This window comes from Flavobacterium sp. GQ95, assembly GCF_059758655.1.
Window position 1 is genome coordinate 335703 of record NZ_JCAXEB010000001.1, and the last position, 16785, is coordinate 352487.

The window sequence follows — 16785 nt, forward strand, 5'->3', positions numbered from 1 at the left end:
TACATAAAATATAATTTTTAAACACATAGAAATAGGATTAAAAGATCCAAAAAGGTATTTGAAAAAAATCTTGATTTTTCACACATAGCTATGTGTTTTTAGACTAGTGAAATGCCTTTTGACCACAAAGCAGATCTATGTATCTATGTGTTTAAAAATTAATTTAAATCTTAATATAAAATCAAAAAAAACCAGTTCAATGAACTGGTTTTTCTTTTGAATTAAAATTGCTCAACCTCCGTAGAATGTTTCATCGCTGTAGTTGAAGACCTTCCTATTGTTACTGTATTTTGAACTGCATCAAAATAAGAAGTTCCTACAAAAGCCTGGTGTTTTACCGCTCTGAATCCGTTTTTCTGCAAAGCAAATTCTCTTTCCTGTAATTCAGAATAGCCTGCCATTCCTCGTTCTTTATACGCTTTAGACAATTCAAACATACTCGTATTCAAAGCGTGGAAACCTGCTAGAGTGATGAACTGGAATTTATATCCCATCGCCGCCAAATCTTCTCTGAACGTTTCCATTTCAGCAACTGATAATTTTGCTGCCCAATTGAAAGACGGAGAACAGTTGTAAGCCAACATTTTATCCGGAAATTCTTTTCGCATGGCATCGGCAAACTTTTTAGCATAAACTAAATCAGGATTACTGGTTTCCATCCAAATTAAATCAGCATAAGGCGCGTAGCTTAAACCTCTCGCAATTCCCTGATCGATTCCGCTGTTTACATAGAAAAAACCTTCGTTTGTTTTTTCTCCCGTAATAAATTTAGCATCTCTTGGGTCAGCGTCGCTGGTTAATAAATTAGCCGCATCAGCGTCTGTTCTTGCAACAATTAAAGTCGAAACTCCCATAACATCCGCAGCTAAACGAGCTGCAATCAGTTTATTAATCGCTTCTTGTGTTGGAACCAAAACTTTGCCTCCTAAATGCCCGCATTTTTTAGCAGAACTTAATTGATCTTCAAAATGAACTCCTGAAGCTCCGGCTTCAATCATGGATTTCATTAGTTCAAAAGCATTTAGGTTTCCCCCAAAACCAGCTTCGGCATCAGCCACAATCGGAACTAAATAATCTTTTTTATCTTCAACTTCATTTACTACCTGAATCTGATCAGCTCTCAATAAAGCACTATTAATCTTTTTTACCACCATTGGCACACTATTCACCGGATAAAGCGATTGGTCAGGGTACATTTCTCCCGCCAAATTTGCGTCAGCAGCCACTTGCCAGCCACTTAAATAAATCGCTTCTAAACCAGCATCGACTTCCTGAATCGCCTGGTTTCCTGTCAATGCGCCCAAACCAGCAACATAATCCTGACTTTTTAACTTTTTCCATAATTTTTGCGCTCCCATTTTGGCAATAGAGTGCTCAATTTGATAGGAACCCTGAAGCGTAACTACTTCTGTAGCCGTGTAAGGACGCTCAACACCTTTCCATCTCGGGTTCGTGATCCAATCGTTAATCAATTCCTGAATTCTGTCTTCTGTTGTTTTCATAAATAATATAGTTAAGTTGGTTAGTAAGTAAAGTTTGCAGTCGCAGTTTTCAGTTTTCAACTGAGACTCAAAAAGTTTTTTTATTTGTATTTTATTTCAACACACAGGAACATAGATTTTCTTTGTGGTTAAGGCGTTTCATTTGTTCAAAAACGCATAGCTATGTGTGAAAATCTAGATTTTTTCTAATCTCTTTTTATCAATTTTGTACCTATGTTTCTATGTGTTTAAAAATTAAGCTCAACAGTTTTATAAATATTTGTAACAAGGAATAGTCAAAAAGTCAACAAAATCAGTATTTACCACTAATCTTTCCAATACTTTTTCTGCTAAAGGAAATTGACGTTTTTCGTAGTTTTCCTCTCCTAATTCCGCTTTGATCTTTTGATATTCGTCTAAAGCCAATTCGTGATAATAGGCCAAATCTAATTTTCTGTCATTATCCAAAGTCACTTTATGCTGAAGCCACTGCCACAATTGTGATCTCGAAATTTCAGCCGTTGCAGCATCTTCCATCAAATTATGTAACGCTGCCGCACCTTGTCCGTTCAGCCATGATGCTAAATACAGAATCCCTACATTGATATTTTTTCGAACGCCATTTTCAGTTATAATTCCGATTGGTGGTTCAATCAAATCTGCTTCCGTTATTTTGCGATGTTCTCTTTTAATATGAATTTGATTTGGTGTTGGCATTCCGGCATCAAAAACAGCTTTAGCTAACGAAACCAAATCCGGATGTGCTACCCAGGTTCCATCGTGACCGTTTCGAACTTCACGTTCTTTATCGGTTTTTACTTTTGCGAAAGCAAGCGCATTGGCTTCTTCATTATTTTTAATCGGAATTTGCGCCGCCATTCCGCCAATCGCATGAATTCCTCTTTTATGACATCTCTGAATTACCAAATTTGAGTAGGCATTCATAAAAGGCGAAGTCATATTTACCTGATCACGATCCGGAACGATGAACTTTGGATTCTTACCGAATTTCTTGATATAAGAAAAGATATAATCCCAACGCCCGCAATTCAAACCAACGATATGTTCTTTCAATTCATAGATAATTTCATCTAATTGAAAACTTGCCGTTATCGTTTCAATCAAAACCGTCACTTTTATAGTTCCCCTTTTCAATCTTAAATAATTCTCCGTAAAATCAATTACAGTGTTCCACCAGCGCGCTTCCAGATAATGTTCCAATTTTGGAATGTAGAAGTACGGTCCTGAATTATTTTCTAAAAGCTTTTTATGATTGTGAAAAACATACAATCCAAAATCTACCAAAGACCCTGAAACTTCCTTTCCATCAATTAAAAGATGTTTTTCAGGCAAATGCAATCCTCTTGGTCGAACAATCAGCGTTGCTATTTTTTCATTTAACTGATAACTTTTGTTTTTAACCGAATCGGTGTAAGAAATCGTTTTGTTTACAGCATCAATTAAGTTCATTTGTCCTTCCATCAAATTTTGCCAGGTAGGGGAAGTACTGTCTTCAAAATCGGCCATAAAAGTTTTGGCTCCCGAATTCAATGCGTTGATAATCATTTTACGATCAACTGGGCCGGTGATTTCCACTCTTCGATCCAATAAATCCTTCGGAATTTCTCCAGCTACCCAATTGCTTTCTCTGACGGTTTTGGTATCTGAAGGAAAAGAAGGCATAATACCCAGATTCAATGCGACTTGTTTTTGTTCACGCTGTAATAACAGCAATTTGCGTTGCGCTTCGAATTTTCGATGCAATTCGGTTATAAAAACAATTGCTTCTTCTGTCCAAATAGTTGGATAAGAAAGGTTCTTTTCGGCTAAAAATTCCATTGCCGTTTCGGTAATCTCTAATTGGTTTTTCATAGCTGTGGTTTTAATTTTTCATTAGTAATAATCAAATGATTATCATTAAGTTTTATCACTTTTAAAAACATTAATTCATAACAATCTGATATCTAATATTTTCTACACCACAATATTAGAAAAAAGTTTTATACAAAACAAGCGAACGTTCGCTAAATATTAAAAATAATTTTTTGGCGATTATTTTTTAAATGGTTATATTTGATTCATGGATATCGAAAAAGACTATATAAAGCTGATATTTGGGCTAAAACTCAAGCAGGTTCGAACTCAAAAAAATCTCTCACTTTTTGGCTTAGCCAAATTGACAAATCTTTCAAAATCGTACTTAAACGAAATTGAAAAGGGAAAAAAATATCCAAAAACAGATAAAATCTTACTACTCTGCAAGCATTTGGATGTTTCTTATGACCAAATGATTTCCTTAAAACTCGATAACAACCTCGCTCCGATTGGAGAAATCTTAAAATCCGGAATTTTAAAAGAGATTCCACTTGAGCTTTTTGGAATTCAGGAAGCCGATTTAATTGACATTATTGCCAATGCTCCAGCCAAAGTCAATGCCTTTATTAGTACCATAATCGAAATTGCCCAGCATTATAATTTAAGTCGTGAAAGTTTCTTTCTGGCCGCATTGCGTTCTTACCAGGAAGCACACAGTAATTATTTTGAAGATCTAGAAGAGAAGGTAATCGCCTTTTCAAAATCCTTTCAGATCAATTTAGATTCAAAAATTACAATTGAAGAATTAGAAGCCATTCTTAAAGAAGAATACGATTATACTATTACAGAAATTGCTTTTACAGATCAGGAAGCTTTGGGCGATTTGCGTTCGATTTATGTTCCGAAAAGCAAAACTTTATTGCTTTCAACAGAAATTGACGATCCGCAAAGGGCTTTTATCTTAGCCAAAGAAATTGCTTATAATTACTTGCAACTATCCGATCGTCTGCTGACTTTCAGCTGGATAAAATTTGATAATTTCGATCAGGTTTTACATAATTTTTACGCTTCTTATTTTGCGGGAGCTTTATTGTTACCAAGACAATTGGTTGTAGATAAAATCAATAATTTCTTAATTAACGAAAAACCAAATCCGGAAGAATTTGTAGCGTTAATTGAAAGCTTTGAAGTTTCTCCGGAATCTTTTTACCAGAGATTGACCAATTTACTACCGAAAGATTTTCATCTGAAGAATTTATTCTTTTTAAGAATGTCGCACAGAATTGGTTCTGATGTTTATCAAATTAAAAAAGAATTACATATTACCAACCAACAGGAACCGCACGCCAACGAAACCAATGAGCATTATTGCAGAAGATGGGTTTCGGTAAAAACCATAGATGAAGCCATCAGACAAAATAAACCTCATTTTTTTGATGCTCAAATTTCGAGTTACGTTCATAGCGGAAATGAATATTTGGTTTTTTCATCGGCCACAAAAGATCCTTTCATGCACGATACTATAAGAAGTATTTCAGTTGGAATTTTAATTAATCCGACCATGAAAAAGAAATTCAAATTCATAGAAGGAAAACCGCTTGTAAAAAGAATTGTCGGTGTTACATGTGAGACTTGTGACGTGAAAAATTGTTTCGAAAGAGCTGCGCCACCGATTGAATTGGAAAAGAAAAAGCGTCATGAGAATACGGATGCGGTTGTACAGCAGTTTATAAATCAATTTAGTTAGAATGTTATGAAATATCTTATTTTAATAATAACGCTGCTTTCTATTAACTTAAAGCAGGAAACAGATAAACTTAATGGCCGCTACAATTATTTAGTAGAAGACAACAATTCGTATATACAAAAAGATAAAATTACTTTTAAGGATAGCGTTTTTGTGTTTGATAATAAGTATCTGCCAAAAGGAAAAATTTCTTATGGCAATGTAATACTATTGGAAAATTTTATAAATACAGATCTAATTATAAGTATTTCGAAAGATCAAATCAAAAAAGATACTATTCCATTTTACATGCATGATAAGCAAAGTTCGGCTGCTAATTACCTTGATGAAGTAGTTGGAAAAGGGAAATTGATTCGGATTAAATAAATCAGGTTTTTTACTTTCAAATAGTGATTCAGCACAATCTTGTCATCTCGACGAAGGAGAGATCACACTAGAAAAGTCCGTTCCAACAATCGCCAATCTTTGTCGAGCTTCTAGTGTGATCCTTCGTTCCTCAGGATGACAAACTGGAACCTTTGAACCTCTGCAACTTTGAGCCTTTGCCCCTCCCTATAAAAATGAAACTTCTAATTTAGCCCGATAGAACTGGAAATCCTTTTATGCTGGGGTTCAGCATAAAAGATTGGAAGGGATAGCGGGACTAGACGTCTTTTGGAAACCAAAATTTCTGCTTCAAAAAAACCTTAGCATCTCAGTTCCTTAGAACCTCAGAACCTTCAAAAAACCTTTCTTAATCTACATTAAGTGCTTTTCCTCCATGTTGATCGTAAATTTGTACTATAAAAATAACAAAACACACAGATCATGGAAAATATAGTATTGCACAAAGCAGAAACAAGAGGAAATGCAAATCACGGATGGCTTAACGCTTATCACAGTTTTAGTTTTGCAAGCTGGTACAATCCGGATAGAATTCAGTTTGGCGCGCTTCGTGTCTTGAATGACGACACGATTGCCGGCGGAATGGGTTTTGGAACGCATCCTCATGATAATATGGAAATCATAACCATTCCGTTAGAAGGCGATTTAGCACACAAAGACAGTATGGGAAATACTGAAATCATCAAAAATGGTGATATTCAGGTAATGAGTGCCGGAACAGGAGTGCAACATAGTGAGTTTAACCCAAATGCAGATCAGCAAACAAAATTATTGCAAATCTGGTTGTTCCCAAACAAAAGAAATGTAGCACCACGTTACCAACAAATTACTTTAGATGTTGCTGACAGACATAATAAATTAGCACAAATTTTATCTCCAAATGCAGATGACGAAGGAGTTTGGATCCATCAGGATGCCTGGTTTAATATGGGGAATTTTGATGCCGGAATTGCGACAGAATACAAAATTAAAAAAGAAGGAAACGGAGTTTACGCTTTCATTTTAAAAGGAAACGTAACGATTAATGGTCAGGAATTAAACACTCGTGATGCCGTTGGAATTTCAGGAACTGATATTTTGACTATAAAAGCAAATACGGATGCAGAATTCTTATTGATGGACATTCCGATGAACTATTAATTCACACAACACAACTAATACTTTTTTTAAGAAACGGTAATCCATCTGAACTTCAGACTATTATCGTTTCTTTTTTTACTAAACTTTTCCTAAAGGATAATTTTAATTTACATGAGAATTGTATTTTTAAGATAATCAATCTAAAAAATAAAAAGCACATTTTTTTATTTCTTAATCTAGGTTAAGTGCGTTACGCTCACTACCACCGTAACTTTGTCCTATCAAAATGAAATTAATTATTTAAAAAATAAAAATTATGGCAACTACAAAATGGTCAATTGACCCAACACATTCAGAAATTGGTTTTAAAGTTAAACACATGATGTTTACAAATGTTTCAGGTAAATTTGGAACATACGACGCAACAATTACTACAGACGGAGATAACTTCGAAAATGCTGATATCCAATTTTCAGGAGATATCGCTTCTATCGACACAGCAAATGCAGACAGAGATGGTCACTTGAGAAGTGGAGATTTCTTTGATGCTGAAAATCATCCAAAATTAACTTTCAAAGGTTCATCATTCAAAAAAGTAAATGATGGCGAATATGAATTAACTGGAGATCTAGCTATCAAAGGTGTTTCAAAAACAGTAAAATTTCCTGTAGAATTTAGCGGAATCATGACTGACCCATGGGGAAATACTAAAGTAGGTTTAAATATTGAAGGTAAAATCAATCGTAAAGATTGGGGATTAAACTGGAACTCAGCTCTAGAAACTGGTGGTGTTTTAGTTGGAGAAGAAGTTCGTTTGAACATCGAATTACAATTCGCAAAACAAGCTTAATCTTATAAAATAGGTTTTAATTTGGTTGGTTAAAAACCCTGTACTTTTTAGAAAGTGCAGGGTTTTTCTTTTAGACGGGGCTTCGACTCCGCTCAGCCTGACATGCGATAACTTTAGAATAGAATTGTCAGGCTGAGCGGAGTCGAAGCCCTTATTTTATATTTCGAAATTCAGTTGGAGACATTCCGGTTTGTTTTTTGAAGAATCTGGAGAAATACGAATAATCTTCGTAGCCGACTGCAAATGCAACTTCGTTTACCGCTAATTGTTTGTCGATTAACATCCTTTTTATTTCCAGAATTACTCTATCCATGATTACTTCTGTTGCTGTTTTTTGCAGAATTTCATTGCAGATTCTGTTTAAATGTTTTAGCGTGATATTTAATTTTTCTGCATAAAAAGAAGGCAATTTTTCTTGTCTGAAATATTGTTCCAAAAGCAATTCAAATTTGTTGATTTTGCTATTGTATGAATGTGTTTGATGGGAATATGTTTCACTGTATTTTCTTGAAATTTCAATCTGAATACAATCAAGCAAATTCAGCATCTTATCCAATTGCAATTTATTATTCTGATTGTTTTCCTGAATCAATAAGTCAAAATACGGCAGAATTTTCAGCATTTCATTTTCTTCAAAAACCATTTCTGGCCGGCTATGAATGGAATGGTAAAAATTATAGTCGTTGATTTTTTTCTGCCCGAAATATAAATTATAAAGTTCCTGCGAAAAGATAATCACAAAGCCTTCGATATCTTCTGACAGGCTCCAATGATGCATTTGTCCCGGTTGAAGAACAAACAAACTTCCTCTTTTTATTTCGAATTGATCAAAATCGACTTCATGCAATCCGGATCCATTTGTAAAAAACACCATTAAATACGAATCATGCCGATGTGGTTCTTCTACAAAACTGTGGCTTTTTAAATGCTCCGCGAAAGTATTGACATAAAAATCGCGATGAACATCATTGCAACTGAAATTCTGAACACTATAAATGGGATACTTTTTCATACGCGATTAGATTTTAGATTGCAGATTTTAGATATAAATTTTGGAATTTGGAATTTCAGATTTGGAATTTTCACAACAAAATGTCTTTATTGTGCTATAAGTAGCGAAGATATAAAAAAGACTTTAAATTCATTATGAAATACCTTTGTATAAATAAAAACAACAAAGTCATGTCAAGTACATTAACTCATATTTTAAGCAACGAATGTCCGGTTTGTCATAAAGGAAAAGTATTTAAAGACAAAAATATTTTCCTGAATTTTGGTCTTCCAAAGATGAACGAATACTGCAGTCATTGCAATTACAAATTTCAGAAAGAACCAGGATATTTCTTTGGAGCCATGTATGTAAATTACGGACTAACAGTTGCACAAGGTATTGCTACGTATTGTATTGCTCAGTTTTTCTTTGATCAAACATTCGACTTACGAATCATTCCCATTATTGCCGTTGTCATTACTTTACTCACTTCTTTCAATCTCCGATTTTCAAGATTAGCATGGATTTACATGTTTAAGGATTATACGAGCTAAAAAAATACTATTTTTGCCTTTCAATTGAAACTAATTTTCAATTTCAAAAAAAATAAAAAAATAAATTAGACAAATGAAAGCATACGTATTTCCAGGTCAGGGCGCGCAGTTTACAGGAATGGGCAAAGACTTATATGAATCATCGGCTTTAGCCAAAGACTTATTCGAAAAAGCTAACGAAATTTTAGGCTTTAGAATTACAGATATTATGTTTGAAGGTACTGCCGAAGAACTAAAAGAAACTAAAGTGACTCAGCCAGCTGTATTTTTACATTCTGTTATTTTAGCTAAAACTTTAGGCGAAGATTTTAAACCAGAAATGGTTGCCGGACATTCATTGGGCGAATTTTCTGCTTTAGTGGCAAACGGAACTTTATCTTTTGAAGATGGCCTTAAATTAGTTTCACAACGTGCTTTGGCAATGCAAAAAGCCTGCGAAATCACTCCATCAACAATGGCTGCGGTTTTAGGTTTAGCTGATAATATCGTTGAAGAAGTTTGTGCTTCTATTGACGGAATTGTAGTTGCTGCAAATTATAACTGTCCCGGACAATTAGTAATTTCAGGAGAAACTACAGCAGTTGAAAAAGCTTGTGAAGCAATGAAAGCTGCCGGAGCAAAACGTGCTTTAATTTTACCTGTTGGAGGAGCATTTCACTCACCAATGATGGAACCAGCAAGAGAAGAATTAGCAGCTGCAATCGAAGCTACAACTTTCTCTACTCCTATTTGCCCTGTTTACCAAAACGTAACAGCAAATGCGGTTTCTGATGCAAACGAAATCAAGAAGAACTTAATTATACAATTGACTGCTCCTGTAAAATGGACACAATCTGTTCAGCAAATGATCGCTGATGGTGCTACTTTATTTACTGAAGTTGGTCCTGGAAAAGTGTTAGCTGGCTTGATTAATAAAATTGATAAAGAAGCGGTTACAGCGAATGCTTAATTTTTAGCTTTCAGTTATTGACGATATAAATAAAATCCTCATAAACAGATTGTTTATGAGGATTTTTTATATAAAACCATTTAAATTTACTCCAGAATCTCAATCCCTTAAAATGAGATTAAATAGGATGAAAGAAGAAAAATTTACATTCATAAAAACGGATAAAAAAATTGTAAAACTACATTTTGATTCCATAGCGGTAATTAAAGGTTTGGGGAATTATGTTCAGATTATAACAATAGAAAATATCAAACATACCTATTACAAATCTTTAAAAGACTTGATAGATGTATTACCTAATGAATTTATGAGGGTTCACAATTCATTTATAGTTAACCTAACCAATATAGATAGCATAGAAGACAATCACATTATTGCCAAAGGGAATAAAATAACTATTGGCAAGACTTATAAAGATTGTCTCACTAAGGCAATCAATAAATTCATGCTGTAACATCAACATAAAAAAAGACTGTGCCTGTATACTATTTACCCACGTCTGTATAAAAAAGTTTCTTATGCGATTTGCTATGATTTTATTTGCCCGAACTTAAAAACTCAGCAATGACAAAATCAATTTTTAAAATCACATTAATTATGATAGCAAACTCAACTCTATCAAGCGGGCAGGAAATTCAATATCCATTAAAAGAGGACGTAACTTCGATAGACGGGATCATAAAAGCTTCTTATGAAGTAGTTTCCGGAAACATGGGAGAAAAAAGGCAATGGAAAAGAGATCTTTCGCTTCATAATTCAAATGCAATTTATTGCTTTCCTACAGTAAATTCAGAGGGAGAAGTTAAACAGACCGTTATGCCCATCAGTGATTTTCATAAATTAACAGACGATATGGTACTAACAACATCTTTTTATGAAAACGAAATCAATCGCGAGGTACAAATATTCGGAAACATTGCTCATGTATGGAGTACCTATGAAACGAGATTAGTAAAGAACGGACCGGTTGCCCGAAGAGGAATCAACAGTATTCAACTTTATTTTGATGAGAAACGATGGTGGATTATATCCTGGACATTTGACAAAGAGAGTGAAGCACAAAAAATCCCAGCAACTTTTGATCGACATTAGCTTGATTCCAGTGATCAAATAATTTTGATTTCTTTTTTCAAAGAAGATATACCAAGTTGTTCTGGCATTAGTTTTATAAAAAATATAATTCGAACCCAGATATTGAATTGCTATTGGAGTTTTCTTGTGAGGAAAACTTGAAACACTCGAAATAACAAAATCACTATTTATTCACATAATTTTGTGCCGATTCAAGGAAACCAAAATATTCGTCTTCAAAAAGCGAAAAAACCAGATCATCAAAATATTCAAGAACTACCTTTTCAAAAATTATTTTTTCCAAGGATATGCTTTTATTCTTTTAGACATTTCCGCTTTAAATTCCTCTGGAGTTAATCCTTTTGCAAACTCAGCATCAAAATCAAAAGTCTCACGATCTATTCCTTTAATTTTAGGTTTCTGAACTTCGTATTCTACTCTAGGCTCTTCAACCTTCATTCTTTTTATTTTCTTTTTTCGGCTCCATAATTCCTACATTTTAATCTTACAAATTTACAAATAAATCGAATCAAAATAAAAATCCCAAATGATTATCATTTGGGATTTTTATTTATGCAGTGAGTAACTGAAAACTGCGACTGTGACTGAATACTAAACTAAGAACGAACTTTTTGTTCCCACTTCCAGGCACTTGCCATCGCTTCGTCTAAACTCAATTCTGCTTTCCAGCCTAAAACATTATTTGCTTTATCTGTATTGGCGTATGCTTCGGTGATATCACCTTCACGACGCGGCATAATTTTGTATGGTAATTTTTTATCGCTTACTTTTTCGAAACTATTAATCACTTCAAGAACTGAACTTCCTTTTCCGGTTCCTAAATTAAAGGTTTCTACTTTTTGCAAATTCTTTTTATTAAACAAACGCTGTAATGCAATTACGTGCGCTTTTGCCAAATCTACTACGTGAATATAATCACGAACTGCAGTTCCGTCAGGAGTTGGGTAATCATCTCCAAAAACAGATAATTCTTTACGCAACCCTACACCCGTTTGTGTAATGAAAGGCACTAAGTTTTGAGGAACACCAATTGGTAATTCTCCAATTTCATTAGTTGAATGCGCTCCAACCGGATTAAAATAACGCAATAAAATCGCGCTGATATTAGTTACTTTAGCAGTATCTGTAATAATTTCTTCTCCAATTTGTTTTGTATTTCCATAAGGAGACATTGCTGCCTGCACTGGAGCATCTTCGGTAATTGGCATTTTTTCTGCCTGCCCGTAAACCGTACAAGATGAACTAAAAATGAAACTTGCCTCAGGTTTTTGTTGTAATTCCTGCAAAAGATAAACCAAAGTACTGATGTTGTTTTCGTAATATAACAACGGATTTTCAACACTTTCTCCAACTGCTTTTGAAGCTGCAAAATGAATTACTCCTGTAACATCATTATGTTTTTTAAAGAAATCCTGAACGGACGCTTTTTCTCTTAAATCTAACTTTTCGAATAAAGGTGTTTTTCCTGTAATGTTTGTAATTCCTTTTAAAACATCTTCTGTAGAATTGGAAAGATTATCAATTATCACAACTTCAAAGCCTTCATTTTGCAATTCGACTACGGTGTGAGAACCAATAAATCCTAATCCTCCTGTTACTAATACTTTCATTTTGGTTTTTTTTGTGTTGTTTTTTATGTAGTTAATTTATAGGCTTGTCTCGCAATAAGAATCCAATTATTCTTTTGCTTTTGCCAAACAAGCATTATTCCGATTTTAATATCTTTATCAATACCACCATCTTTGGTGTGTGCTGTCAATACATGTCTAACAATCGCAACATCATTGTGAATCGTTATGGTTTGATCCTGAAATTCAATAGTTACGAAATCTGATTTTCCGCTAACAATTCCATCTATAAATTCTTCCTGATTTTGAAAATTACCATTCGAATGAACGTAATTTAATTTTTCAGAAGTAAGCAATTTTAATTTGACTCCATCAGCATCAATCATTGCCTTACGCAAAATTTCAACCTGATTCCCGACAGCCGTTTCTTCTTTAGCATTTGATTTTTGGGCAAAACCAGAAAACTGAATAAGAATCATTACAATTAAAACACCTACTTTCTTCATAATTTATTTGTTTAAAAATTCTAAAACAGAATCTGTAATAAATTTAATTTGCTCATCATCAAGTTCTGTATGCATTGGTAAAGCGATAACTTCTTTCACTAATTGATTTGTTACCGGAAATTGCTCTTCTTTATAACGAGTATCAACATAAGCTTTTTGTGAATGCAGCGGAATTGGATAATAAATCGCACATGGAATTGCTTTGTCCAACAAATGTTGCATTAAAGCATTTCTATCTGCATCAACAATTCTCAATACATATTGGTGAAAAACGTGATCGTTTTCATTAGCGTCAAATTCCGGGGTAATAATGTGTGCGTTTCCAGCAAAAGCCGCATTATATTTTGAAGCCGCCAAACGACGCGCTGCATTATATTCATCTAATAAAGGCAATTTTGCGTTCAAAACCCCAGCCTGAATACTGTCTAAACGAGAATTTACTCCCACAACATCATGATGGTAACGTTCATACATTCCGTGATTTACAATTCCACGAATGATGTGTGCTACTTTATCGTCGTTGGTAAAAATCGCTCCACCATCTCCATAACAACCTAAGTTTTTAGAAGGAAAAAATGACGTTGCAGCAACATGTCCAATAACACCTACTTTACTTTTTGTGCCAGATTTAGAAACATAATCAGCACCAATTGCTTGCGCATTATCTTCAATTACATATAAATTATGTTCAGCAGCAATTTCCATAATCGCGTCCATATTTGCAGCACGGCCAAATAAATGTACCGGAACAATTGCTTTTGTTTTTGGCGTGATTGCTTTTTTAATCGCATCGATATCAATGTTCATATTCGTCATATCAACATCAACTAAAACCGGAGTTAATTGCAATAGAGCAATAACCTCAACAGTAGCTGCAAAAGTAAAATCGGCAGTAATTACCTCATCACCTGGTTTTAAATCCAATGCCATCATAGCAATTTGCAAGGCATCAGTACCATTCGCACAAGGAATTACATGTTTTGCTCCTAGATAATCTTCAAGATTTTTTTGAAATTGGTGAACCAATGGTCCGTTTATATAAGTATTTGTATCTAAAACTTCCTGAATTGAAGCATCAACGGTAGATTTTATTTTTTCATATTGACTCTTTAAGTCAACCATTTGAATTTTTTTCATTTGTCTTTATTTATTTAAAACTTTGAGATTAGATTTTAAAACCAATCTCGAAAACGAAGAACAAAAATAGTTATTTAATACCTTTGGACAATGAAAATTATTGAAAGAAGCGTAATTTAGCGCCAAAATTAAATATATGCTTTTTCTATACAATTTAGTCGTTTCTATTGCGGGGTTTTTTCTGAAAATTGTAGCACCTTTTAGTCCGAAAATCAAGCTTTTTATTGAAGGAAGGAAAAATGTTTTTGCTATTTTAGAAGAAAAAATAAAAGCAACAGACAAGACTATTTGGTTTCATTCCGCTTCACTTGGCGAATATGAACAAGGCTTGCCAGTGATCGAAAAAATCAAAGAAAAATATCCTTCACACAAAATCATTGTTACTTTTTTCTCTCCTTCCGGTTATGAAGTCCGCAAAAACAATACTGTTGCCGATGCTACTGTTTATCTGCCTTTAGACACTAAAAGTAATGCAAAAAAATTTCTGAAATTAGCGCATCCTGAATTGGCTTTTTTTATCAAATATGAATTCTGGCTGAATTATTTAAAAGAATTGGAAAACAACAAAATTCCAACTTATTTGATTTCCGGAATTTTCAGAGACAATCAAATGTTTTTTAAATGGTACGGTAGTTTTTACCGAAAAGCATTAACAGCTTTCACCTATTTTTTTGTACAGAATGAAAAATCAAAAGAAAAAATTGAAGCTATCGGATTCAAAAATGTTATTGTTTCAGGCGACACTCGGTTTGATCGGGTTGCAGCAATTTTAAAAAGAGACAATACAGTCGATTTTATTGAAAAATTTAAAAATAACAATCCAACCATAGTTATTGGAAGTTCCTGGCCAAAAGATGAAGCATTATTAGCAGAATATATTAATCAGACTTCAGAGAATGTAAAATTTATTATTGCCCCACACAATATCAAACAAGACCAGATTTCAAGTTTAAAATCTCAAATTACAAAATCAACGGTTTTATTTTCAGAAAAAGACACCATTAAGGACTTATCAAACTATGATGTCTTCATTATAGACACTGTAGGCTTATTAACTAAAATATATAGTTACGGAACTATAGCTTATGTTGGTGGAGGATTTGGAAACCCAGGAATTCATAACATTCTTGAACCTGCAACTTTTGGCATCCCAATAGTGATTGGACCTAATTATTCGAATTTTGCAGAAGCAGTTGAATTGGTTAAAATAGGAGGTTGTATTGTAATTTCAAATACTACTGAATTAAAACAAAGTTTTGATCGTTTGCTTTTAGATGAAAAATATCTGAAAGAAAAAAGCCAAATCTGTAAGTCATACATTCAAGATAATAAAGGTGCCACAGAAAGCATTATGAAAATCGTTTCGTAAGCGCTTAAAACAAGTAAATCTGGATTTCGGTATTGTACTTAGCAAAAAAATCGCTTAAAACGCATTATTTTAACTTCAGCAGCTTAGGCAATAATCAACCAAAAGCAAAATAAAGTGCAAATAAGAGAATCAAAACAGCCAATTCCCTTATAGAATATTCAACAAAAAATAATTTAGACAAAATAATCAATAATATAATATTTTTTTAGTATTTTGGCATATTATTTGATAAATAAGATAATCGTGAGCGATGAAAATATTTTAAAAAAAAAGTGAAAAAATATTTTACATATTAAAAAATTTATATCTTTGCCACGAATTAATAATTAACCTTTTATAATAAAGTAAGATGAAAAAAGTATTTTTAAGTTTAGCTGTTGTTGCTGTTTTAACTGTTGTATCTTGTAAAAAAGCTGATGCTGCTGCTGAGCCAGCTGTAGATTCTACTGCTGTTGCTGTTGATTCTGCTGCTGCTGTAGTTGATTCTGCTGCTGCAACTGTTGATTCTGCTGCTGCTAAAGTTGACTCTGCTGCTGCTAAAGTAGAAGAAGTAAAAAAATAATTAGAACCTAAGTTCTAAAGATTTTAAAACCATCCTAGAGATGGTTTTTTTTTGCTCAAAATTTAAAAAATTCCATTACAAAAAATTCCAAATCCCAACTATACACATTGTATTACTGAAATTTGGAATTTTAAATTATAAATCTTATTTTTTTCTACACAAAACAAACAACCACACACTATTTGAATTTGGAATTTTAAATATTGGAATTTCTTTTCTCACTCCATTTCATCCTCAACCACTTCTTCGTCTTCAAAAATAGATTCATTTGACGAGAAATCTAAAATTTCTGATTTTGAAGCATAGTTCACAATTTCCTTTATTCCTTTCTGTAAAAGCAATTCTGTAGTGTATTTTCGACTTGTAGCAAAATGAAGCTCACCCAACATCAATTTAAAGAAATACTTCCCTCCCGAGCCTTTAAATTTCAAAAATCTAGCCTGCTCTATATTTACTTTAAATTTCTCAATATCCTCTTCGCACTCAAACTTCAACTCATAACTCAAACTAGTAAAAATCACTTTCCCTTTTCTGGAAGTAAATACAAATTTATATTCATCATTAAATCGCCTACTAATTACGAAAGCACCCATTTAGAATTGTTGATTTTAGATTATTGATTCTTAGATTCTTAGATTCTTAGATTCTTAGATTCTTAGATTCTTAGATTCTTAGATTCTTAGATTCTTAGATTCTTAGA

Annotated in this window: 18 protein-coding genes; 10 read left to right on the top strand and 8 right to left on the bottom strand. The window is 33.4% G+C overall.

Annotated features, from left to right (window positions below; translation table 11 throughout):
- Positions 1–221: 221 nt before the first annotated feature.
- Both aceA and aceB read right to left on the bottom strand, forming a co-directional pair.
- A complete protein-coding gene (gene aceA, locus AC6CH4_RS01435) occupies positions 222–1502 on the bottom strand; it encodes an isocitrate lyase (RefSeq protein WP_310298642.1) in 1281 nt (426 codons plus the stop codon).
- Positions 1503–1751: 249 nt separating this feature from the next.
- Complete coding sequence (gene aceB, locus AC6CH4_RS01440) at positions 1752–3353, bottom strand: malate synthase A (RefSeq protein ID WP_498099515.1); 1602 nt, start codon at positions 3351–3353, stop codon at positions 1752–1754.
- A gap of 208 nt (positions 3354–3561) precedes the next feature.
- Between aceB and AC6CH4_RS01445 the strand changes: the two genes are divergently transcribed.
- The 4 genes from AC6CH4_RS01445 (at position 3562) to AC6CH4_RS01460 (ending at position 7357) form a co-directional block, all read left to right on the top strand.
- Entirely contained in the window at positions 3562–5043 is a 1482-nt protein-coding gene (locus AC6CH4_RS01445; RefSeq protein ID WP_498099517.1) for a helix-turn-helix domain-containing protein, read from the top strand.
- Positions 5044–5049: 6 nt separating this feature from the next.
- A complete protein-coding gene (locus AC6CH4_RS01450; RefSeq protein WP_498099519.1) occupies positions 5050–5409 on the top strand; it encodes a hypothetical protein in 360 nt (119 codons plus the stop codon).
- Positions 5410–5850: 441 nt separating this feature from the next.
- Positions 5851–6567, top strand: coding sequence for a pirin family protein (locus AC6CH4_RS01455; protein WP_026985603.1), 717 nt, complete (start codon positions 5851–5853; stop codon positions 6565–6567).
- Between the two features lie 256 nt (positions 6568–6823).
- Positions 6824–7357, top strand: a complete 534-nt coding sequence (locus AC6CH4_RS01460; protein WP_498099521.1) for a YceI family protein — start codon at positions 6824–6826, stop codon at positions 7355–7357.
- 151 nt (positions 7358–7508) lie between these two features.
- Here AC6CH4_RS01460 and AC6CH4_RS01465 read toward each other — a convergent pair whose 3' ends face one another.
- Positions 7509–8369 carry a helix-turn-helix domain-containing protein gene (locus AC6CH4_RS01465; protein ID WP_498099523.1) on the bottom strand — a complete coding sequence of 287 codons (861 nt, stop codon included), beginning with the start codon at positions 8367–8369 and terminating at the stop codon, positions 7509–7511.
- Between the two features lie 170 nt (positions 8370–8539).
- Between AC6CH4_RS01465 and AC6CH4_RS01470 the strand changes: the two genes are divergently transcribed.
- From AC6CH4_RS01470 to AC6CH4_RS01485, 4 genes are all read left to right on the top strand, one after another.
- Positions 8540–8902 carry a DUF983 domain-containing protein gene (locus AC6CH4_RS01470; protein WP_498099525.1) on the top strand — a complete coding sequence of 121 codons (363 nt, stop codon included), beginning with the start codon at positions 8540–8542 and terminating at the stop codon, positions 8900–8902.
- Positions 8903–8975: 73 nt separating this feature from the next.
- On the top strand, positions 8976–9851 hold the full coding sequence (gene fabD / locus AC6CH4_RS01475; protein WP_133507282.1) for an ACP S-malonyltransferase: 876 nt from the start codon (positions 8976–8978) through the stop codon (positions 9849–9851).
- 127 nt (positions 9852–9978) lie between these two features.
- A complete protein-coding gene (locus tag AC6CH4_RS01480; RefSeq protein ID WP_498099527.1) occupies positions 9979–10305 on the top strand; it encodes a LytR/AlgR family response regulator transcription factor in 327 nt (108 codons plus the stop codon).
- 110 nt (positions 10306–10415) lie between these two features.
- The gene (locus AC6CH4_RS01485) at positions 10416–10943 is read left to right on the top strand and encodes a hypothetical protein (RefSeq protein ID WP_498099529.1); all 528 of its coding nucleotides are present in this window, start codon (positions 10416–10418) and stop codon (positions 10941–10943) included.
- A 270-nt stretch (positions 10944–11213) separates the two neighbouring features.
- Here AC6CH4_RS01485 and AC6CH4_RS01490 read toward each other — a convergent pair whose 3' ends face one another.
- From AC6CH4_RS01490 to AC6CH4_RS01505, 4 genes are all read right to left on the bottom strand, one after another.
- A complete protein-coding gene (locus AC6CH4_RS01490; RefSeq protein WP_498099531.1) occupies positions 11214–11381 on the bottom strand; it encodes a hypothetical protein in 168 nt (55 codons plus the stop codon).
- Positions 11382–11539: 158 nt separating this feature from the next.
- Complete coding sequence (gene galE, locus AC6CH4_RS01495) at positions 11540–12553, bottom strand: UDP-glucose 4-epimerase GalE (RefSeq protein WP_498099533.1); 1014 nt, start codon at positions 12551–12553, stop codon at positions 11540–11542.
- Between the two features lie 23 nt (positions 12554–12576).
- Positions 12577–13017 carry a nuclear transport factor 2 family protein gene (locus AC6CH4_RS01500; protein WP_498099535.1) on the bottom strand — a complete coding sequence of 147 codons (441 nt, stop codon included), beginning with the start codon at positions 13015–13017 and terminating at the stop codon, positions 12577–12579.
- A gap of 3 nt (positions 13018–13020) precedes the next feature.
- On the bottom strand, positions 13021–14154 hold the full coding sequence (locus tag AC6CH4_RS01505; RefSeq protein WP_498099537.1) for a DegT/DnrJ/EryC1/StrS family aminotransferase: 1134 nt from the start codon (positions 14152–14154) through the stop codon (positions 13021–13023).
- 136 nt (positions 14155–14290) lie between these two features.
- On the opposite strand from AC6CH4_RS01505, the gene AC6CH4_RS01510 reads away from it, so the two are divergent.
- Together AC6CH4_RS01510 and AC6CH4_RS01515 are read left to right on the top strand one after the other, a co-directional pair.
- Complete coding sequence (locus AC6CH4_RS01510; protein WP_498099539.1) at positions 14291–15523, top strand: 3-deoxy-D-manno-octulosonic acid transferase; 1233 nt, start codon at positions 14291–14293, stop codon at positions 15521–15523.
- Positions 15524–15872: 349 nt separating this feature from the next.
- The gene (locus AC6CH4_RS01515; protein ID WP_026985591.1) at positions 15873–16085 is read left to right on the top strand and encodes a PG1828 family lipoprotein; all 213 of its coding nucleotides are present in this window, start codon (positions 15873–15875) and stop codon (positions 16083–16085) included.
- A 218-nt stretch (positions 16086–16303) separates the two neighbouring features.
- Here AC6CH4_RS01515 and AC6CH4_RS01520 read toward each other — a convergent pair whose 3' ends face one another.
- Positions 16304–16678: a DUF1508 domain-containing protein gene (locus tag AC6CH4_RS01520; protein ID WP_498099541.1), complete on the bottom strand. Its 375-nt coding sequence runs from the start codon at positions 16676–16678 to the stop codon at positions 16304–16306.
- Positions 16679–16785 lie beyond the last annotated feature (107 nt).

Excerpts from the sequence above, each read along its gene's own strand:
- aceA (WP_310298642.1), bottom strand. The coding sequence starts at position 1,502 with ATGAAAACAACAGAAGACAGAATTCAGGAATTGATTAACGATTGGATC.
- aceB (WP_498099515.1), bottom strand. The coding sequence starts at position 3,353 with ATGAAAAACCAATTAGAGATTACCGAAACGGCAATGGAATTTTTAGCC.
- AC6CH4_RS01445 (WP_498099517.1), top strand. The coding sequence starts at position 3,562 with ATGGATATCGAAAAAGACTATATAAAGCTGATATTTGGGCTAAAACTC.
- AC6CH4_RS01450 (WP_498099519.1), top strand. The coding sequence starts at position 5,050 with ATGAAATATCTTATTTTAATAATAACGCTGCTTTCTATTAACTTAAAG.
- AC6CH4_RS01455 (WP_026985603.1), top strand. The coding sequence starts at position 5,851 with ATGGAAAATATAGTATTGCACAAAGCAGAAACAAGAGGAAATGCAAAT.
- AC6CH4_RS01460 (WP_498099521.1), top strand. The coding sequence starts at position 6,824 with ATGGCAACTACAAAATGGTCAATTGACCCAACACATTCAGAAATTGGT.
- AC6CH4_RS01465 (WP_498099523.1), bottom strand. The coding sequence starts at position 8,369 with ATGAAAAAGTATCCCATTTATAGTGTTCAGAATTTCAGTTGCAATGAT.
- AC6CH4_RS01470 (WP_498099525.1), top strand. The coding sequence starts at position 8,540 with ATGTCAAGTACATTAACTCATATTTTAAGCAACGAATGTCCGGTTTGT.
- fabD (WP_133507282.1), top strand. The coding sequence starts at position 8,976 with ATGAAAGCATACGTATTTCCAGGTCAGGGCGCGCAGTTTACAGGAATG.
- AC6CH4_RS01480 (WP_498099527.1), top strand. The coding sequence starts at position 9,979 with ATGAAAGAAGAAAAATTTACATTCATAAAAACGGATAAAAAAATTGTA.
- AC6CH4_RS01485 (WP_498099529.1), top strand. The coding sequence starts at position 10,416 with ATGACAAAATCAATTTTTAAAATCACATTAATTATGATAGCAAACTCA.
- AC6CH4_RS01490 (WP_498099531.1), bottom strand. The coding sequence starts at position 11,381 with ATGAAGGTTGAAGAGCCTAGAGTAGAATACGAAGTTCAGAAACCTAAA.
- galE (WP_498099533.1), bottom strand. The coding sequence starts at position 12,553 with ATGAAAGTATTAGTAACAGGAGGATTAGGATTTATTGGTTCTCACACC.
- AC6CH4_RS01500 (WP_498099535.1), bottom strand. The coding sequence starts at position 13,017 with ATGAAGAAAGTAGGTGTTTTAATTGTAATGATTCTTATTCAGTTTTCT.
- AC6CH4_RS01505 (WP_498099537.1), bottom strand. The coding sequence starts at position 14,154 with ATGAAAAAAATTCAAATGGTTGACTTAAAGAGTCAATATGAAAAAATA.
- AC6CH4_RS01510 (WP_498099539.1), top strand. The coding sequence starts at position 14,291 with ATGCTTTTTCTATACAATTTAGTCGTTTCTATTGCGGGGTTTTTTCTG.
- AC6CH4_RS01515 (WP_026985591.1), top strand. The coding sequence starts at position 15,873 with ATGAAAAAAGTATTTTTAAGTTTAGCTGTTGTTGCTGTTTTAACTGTT.
- AC6CH4_RS01520 (WP_498099541.1), bottom strand. The coding sequence starts at position 16,678 with ATGGGTGCTTTCGTAATTAGTAGGCGATTTAATGATGAATATAAATTT.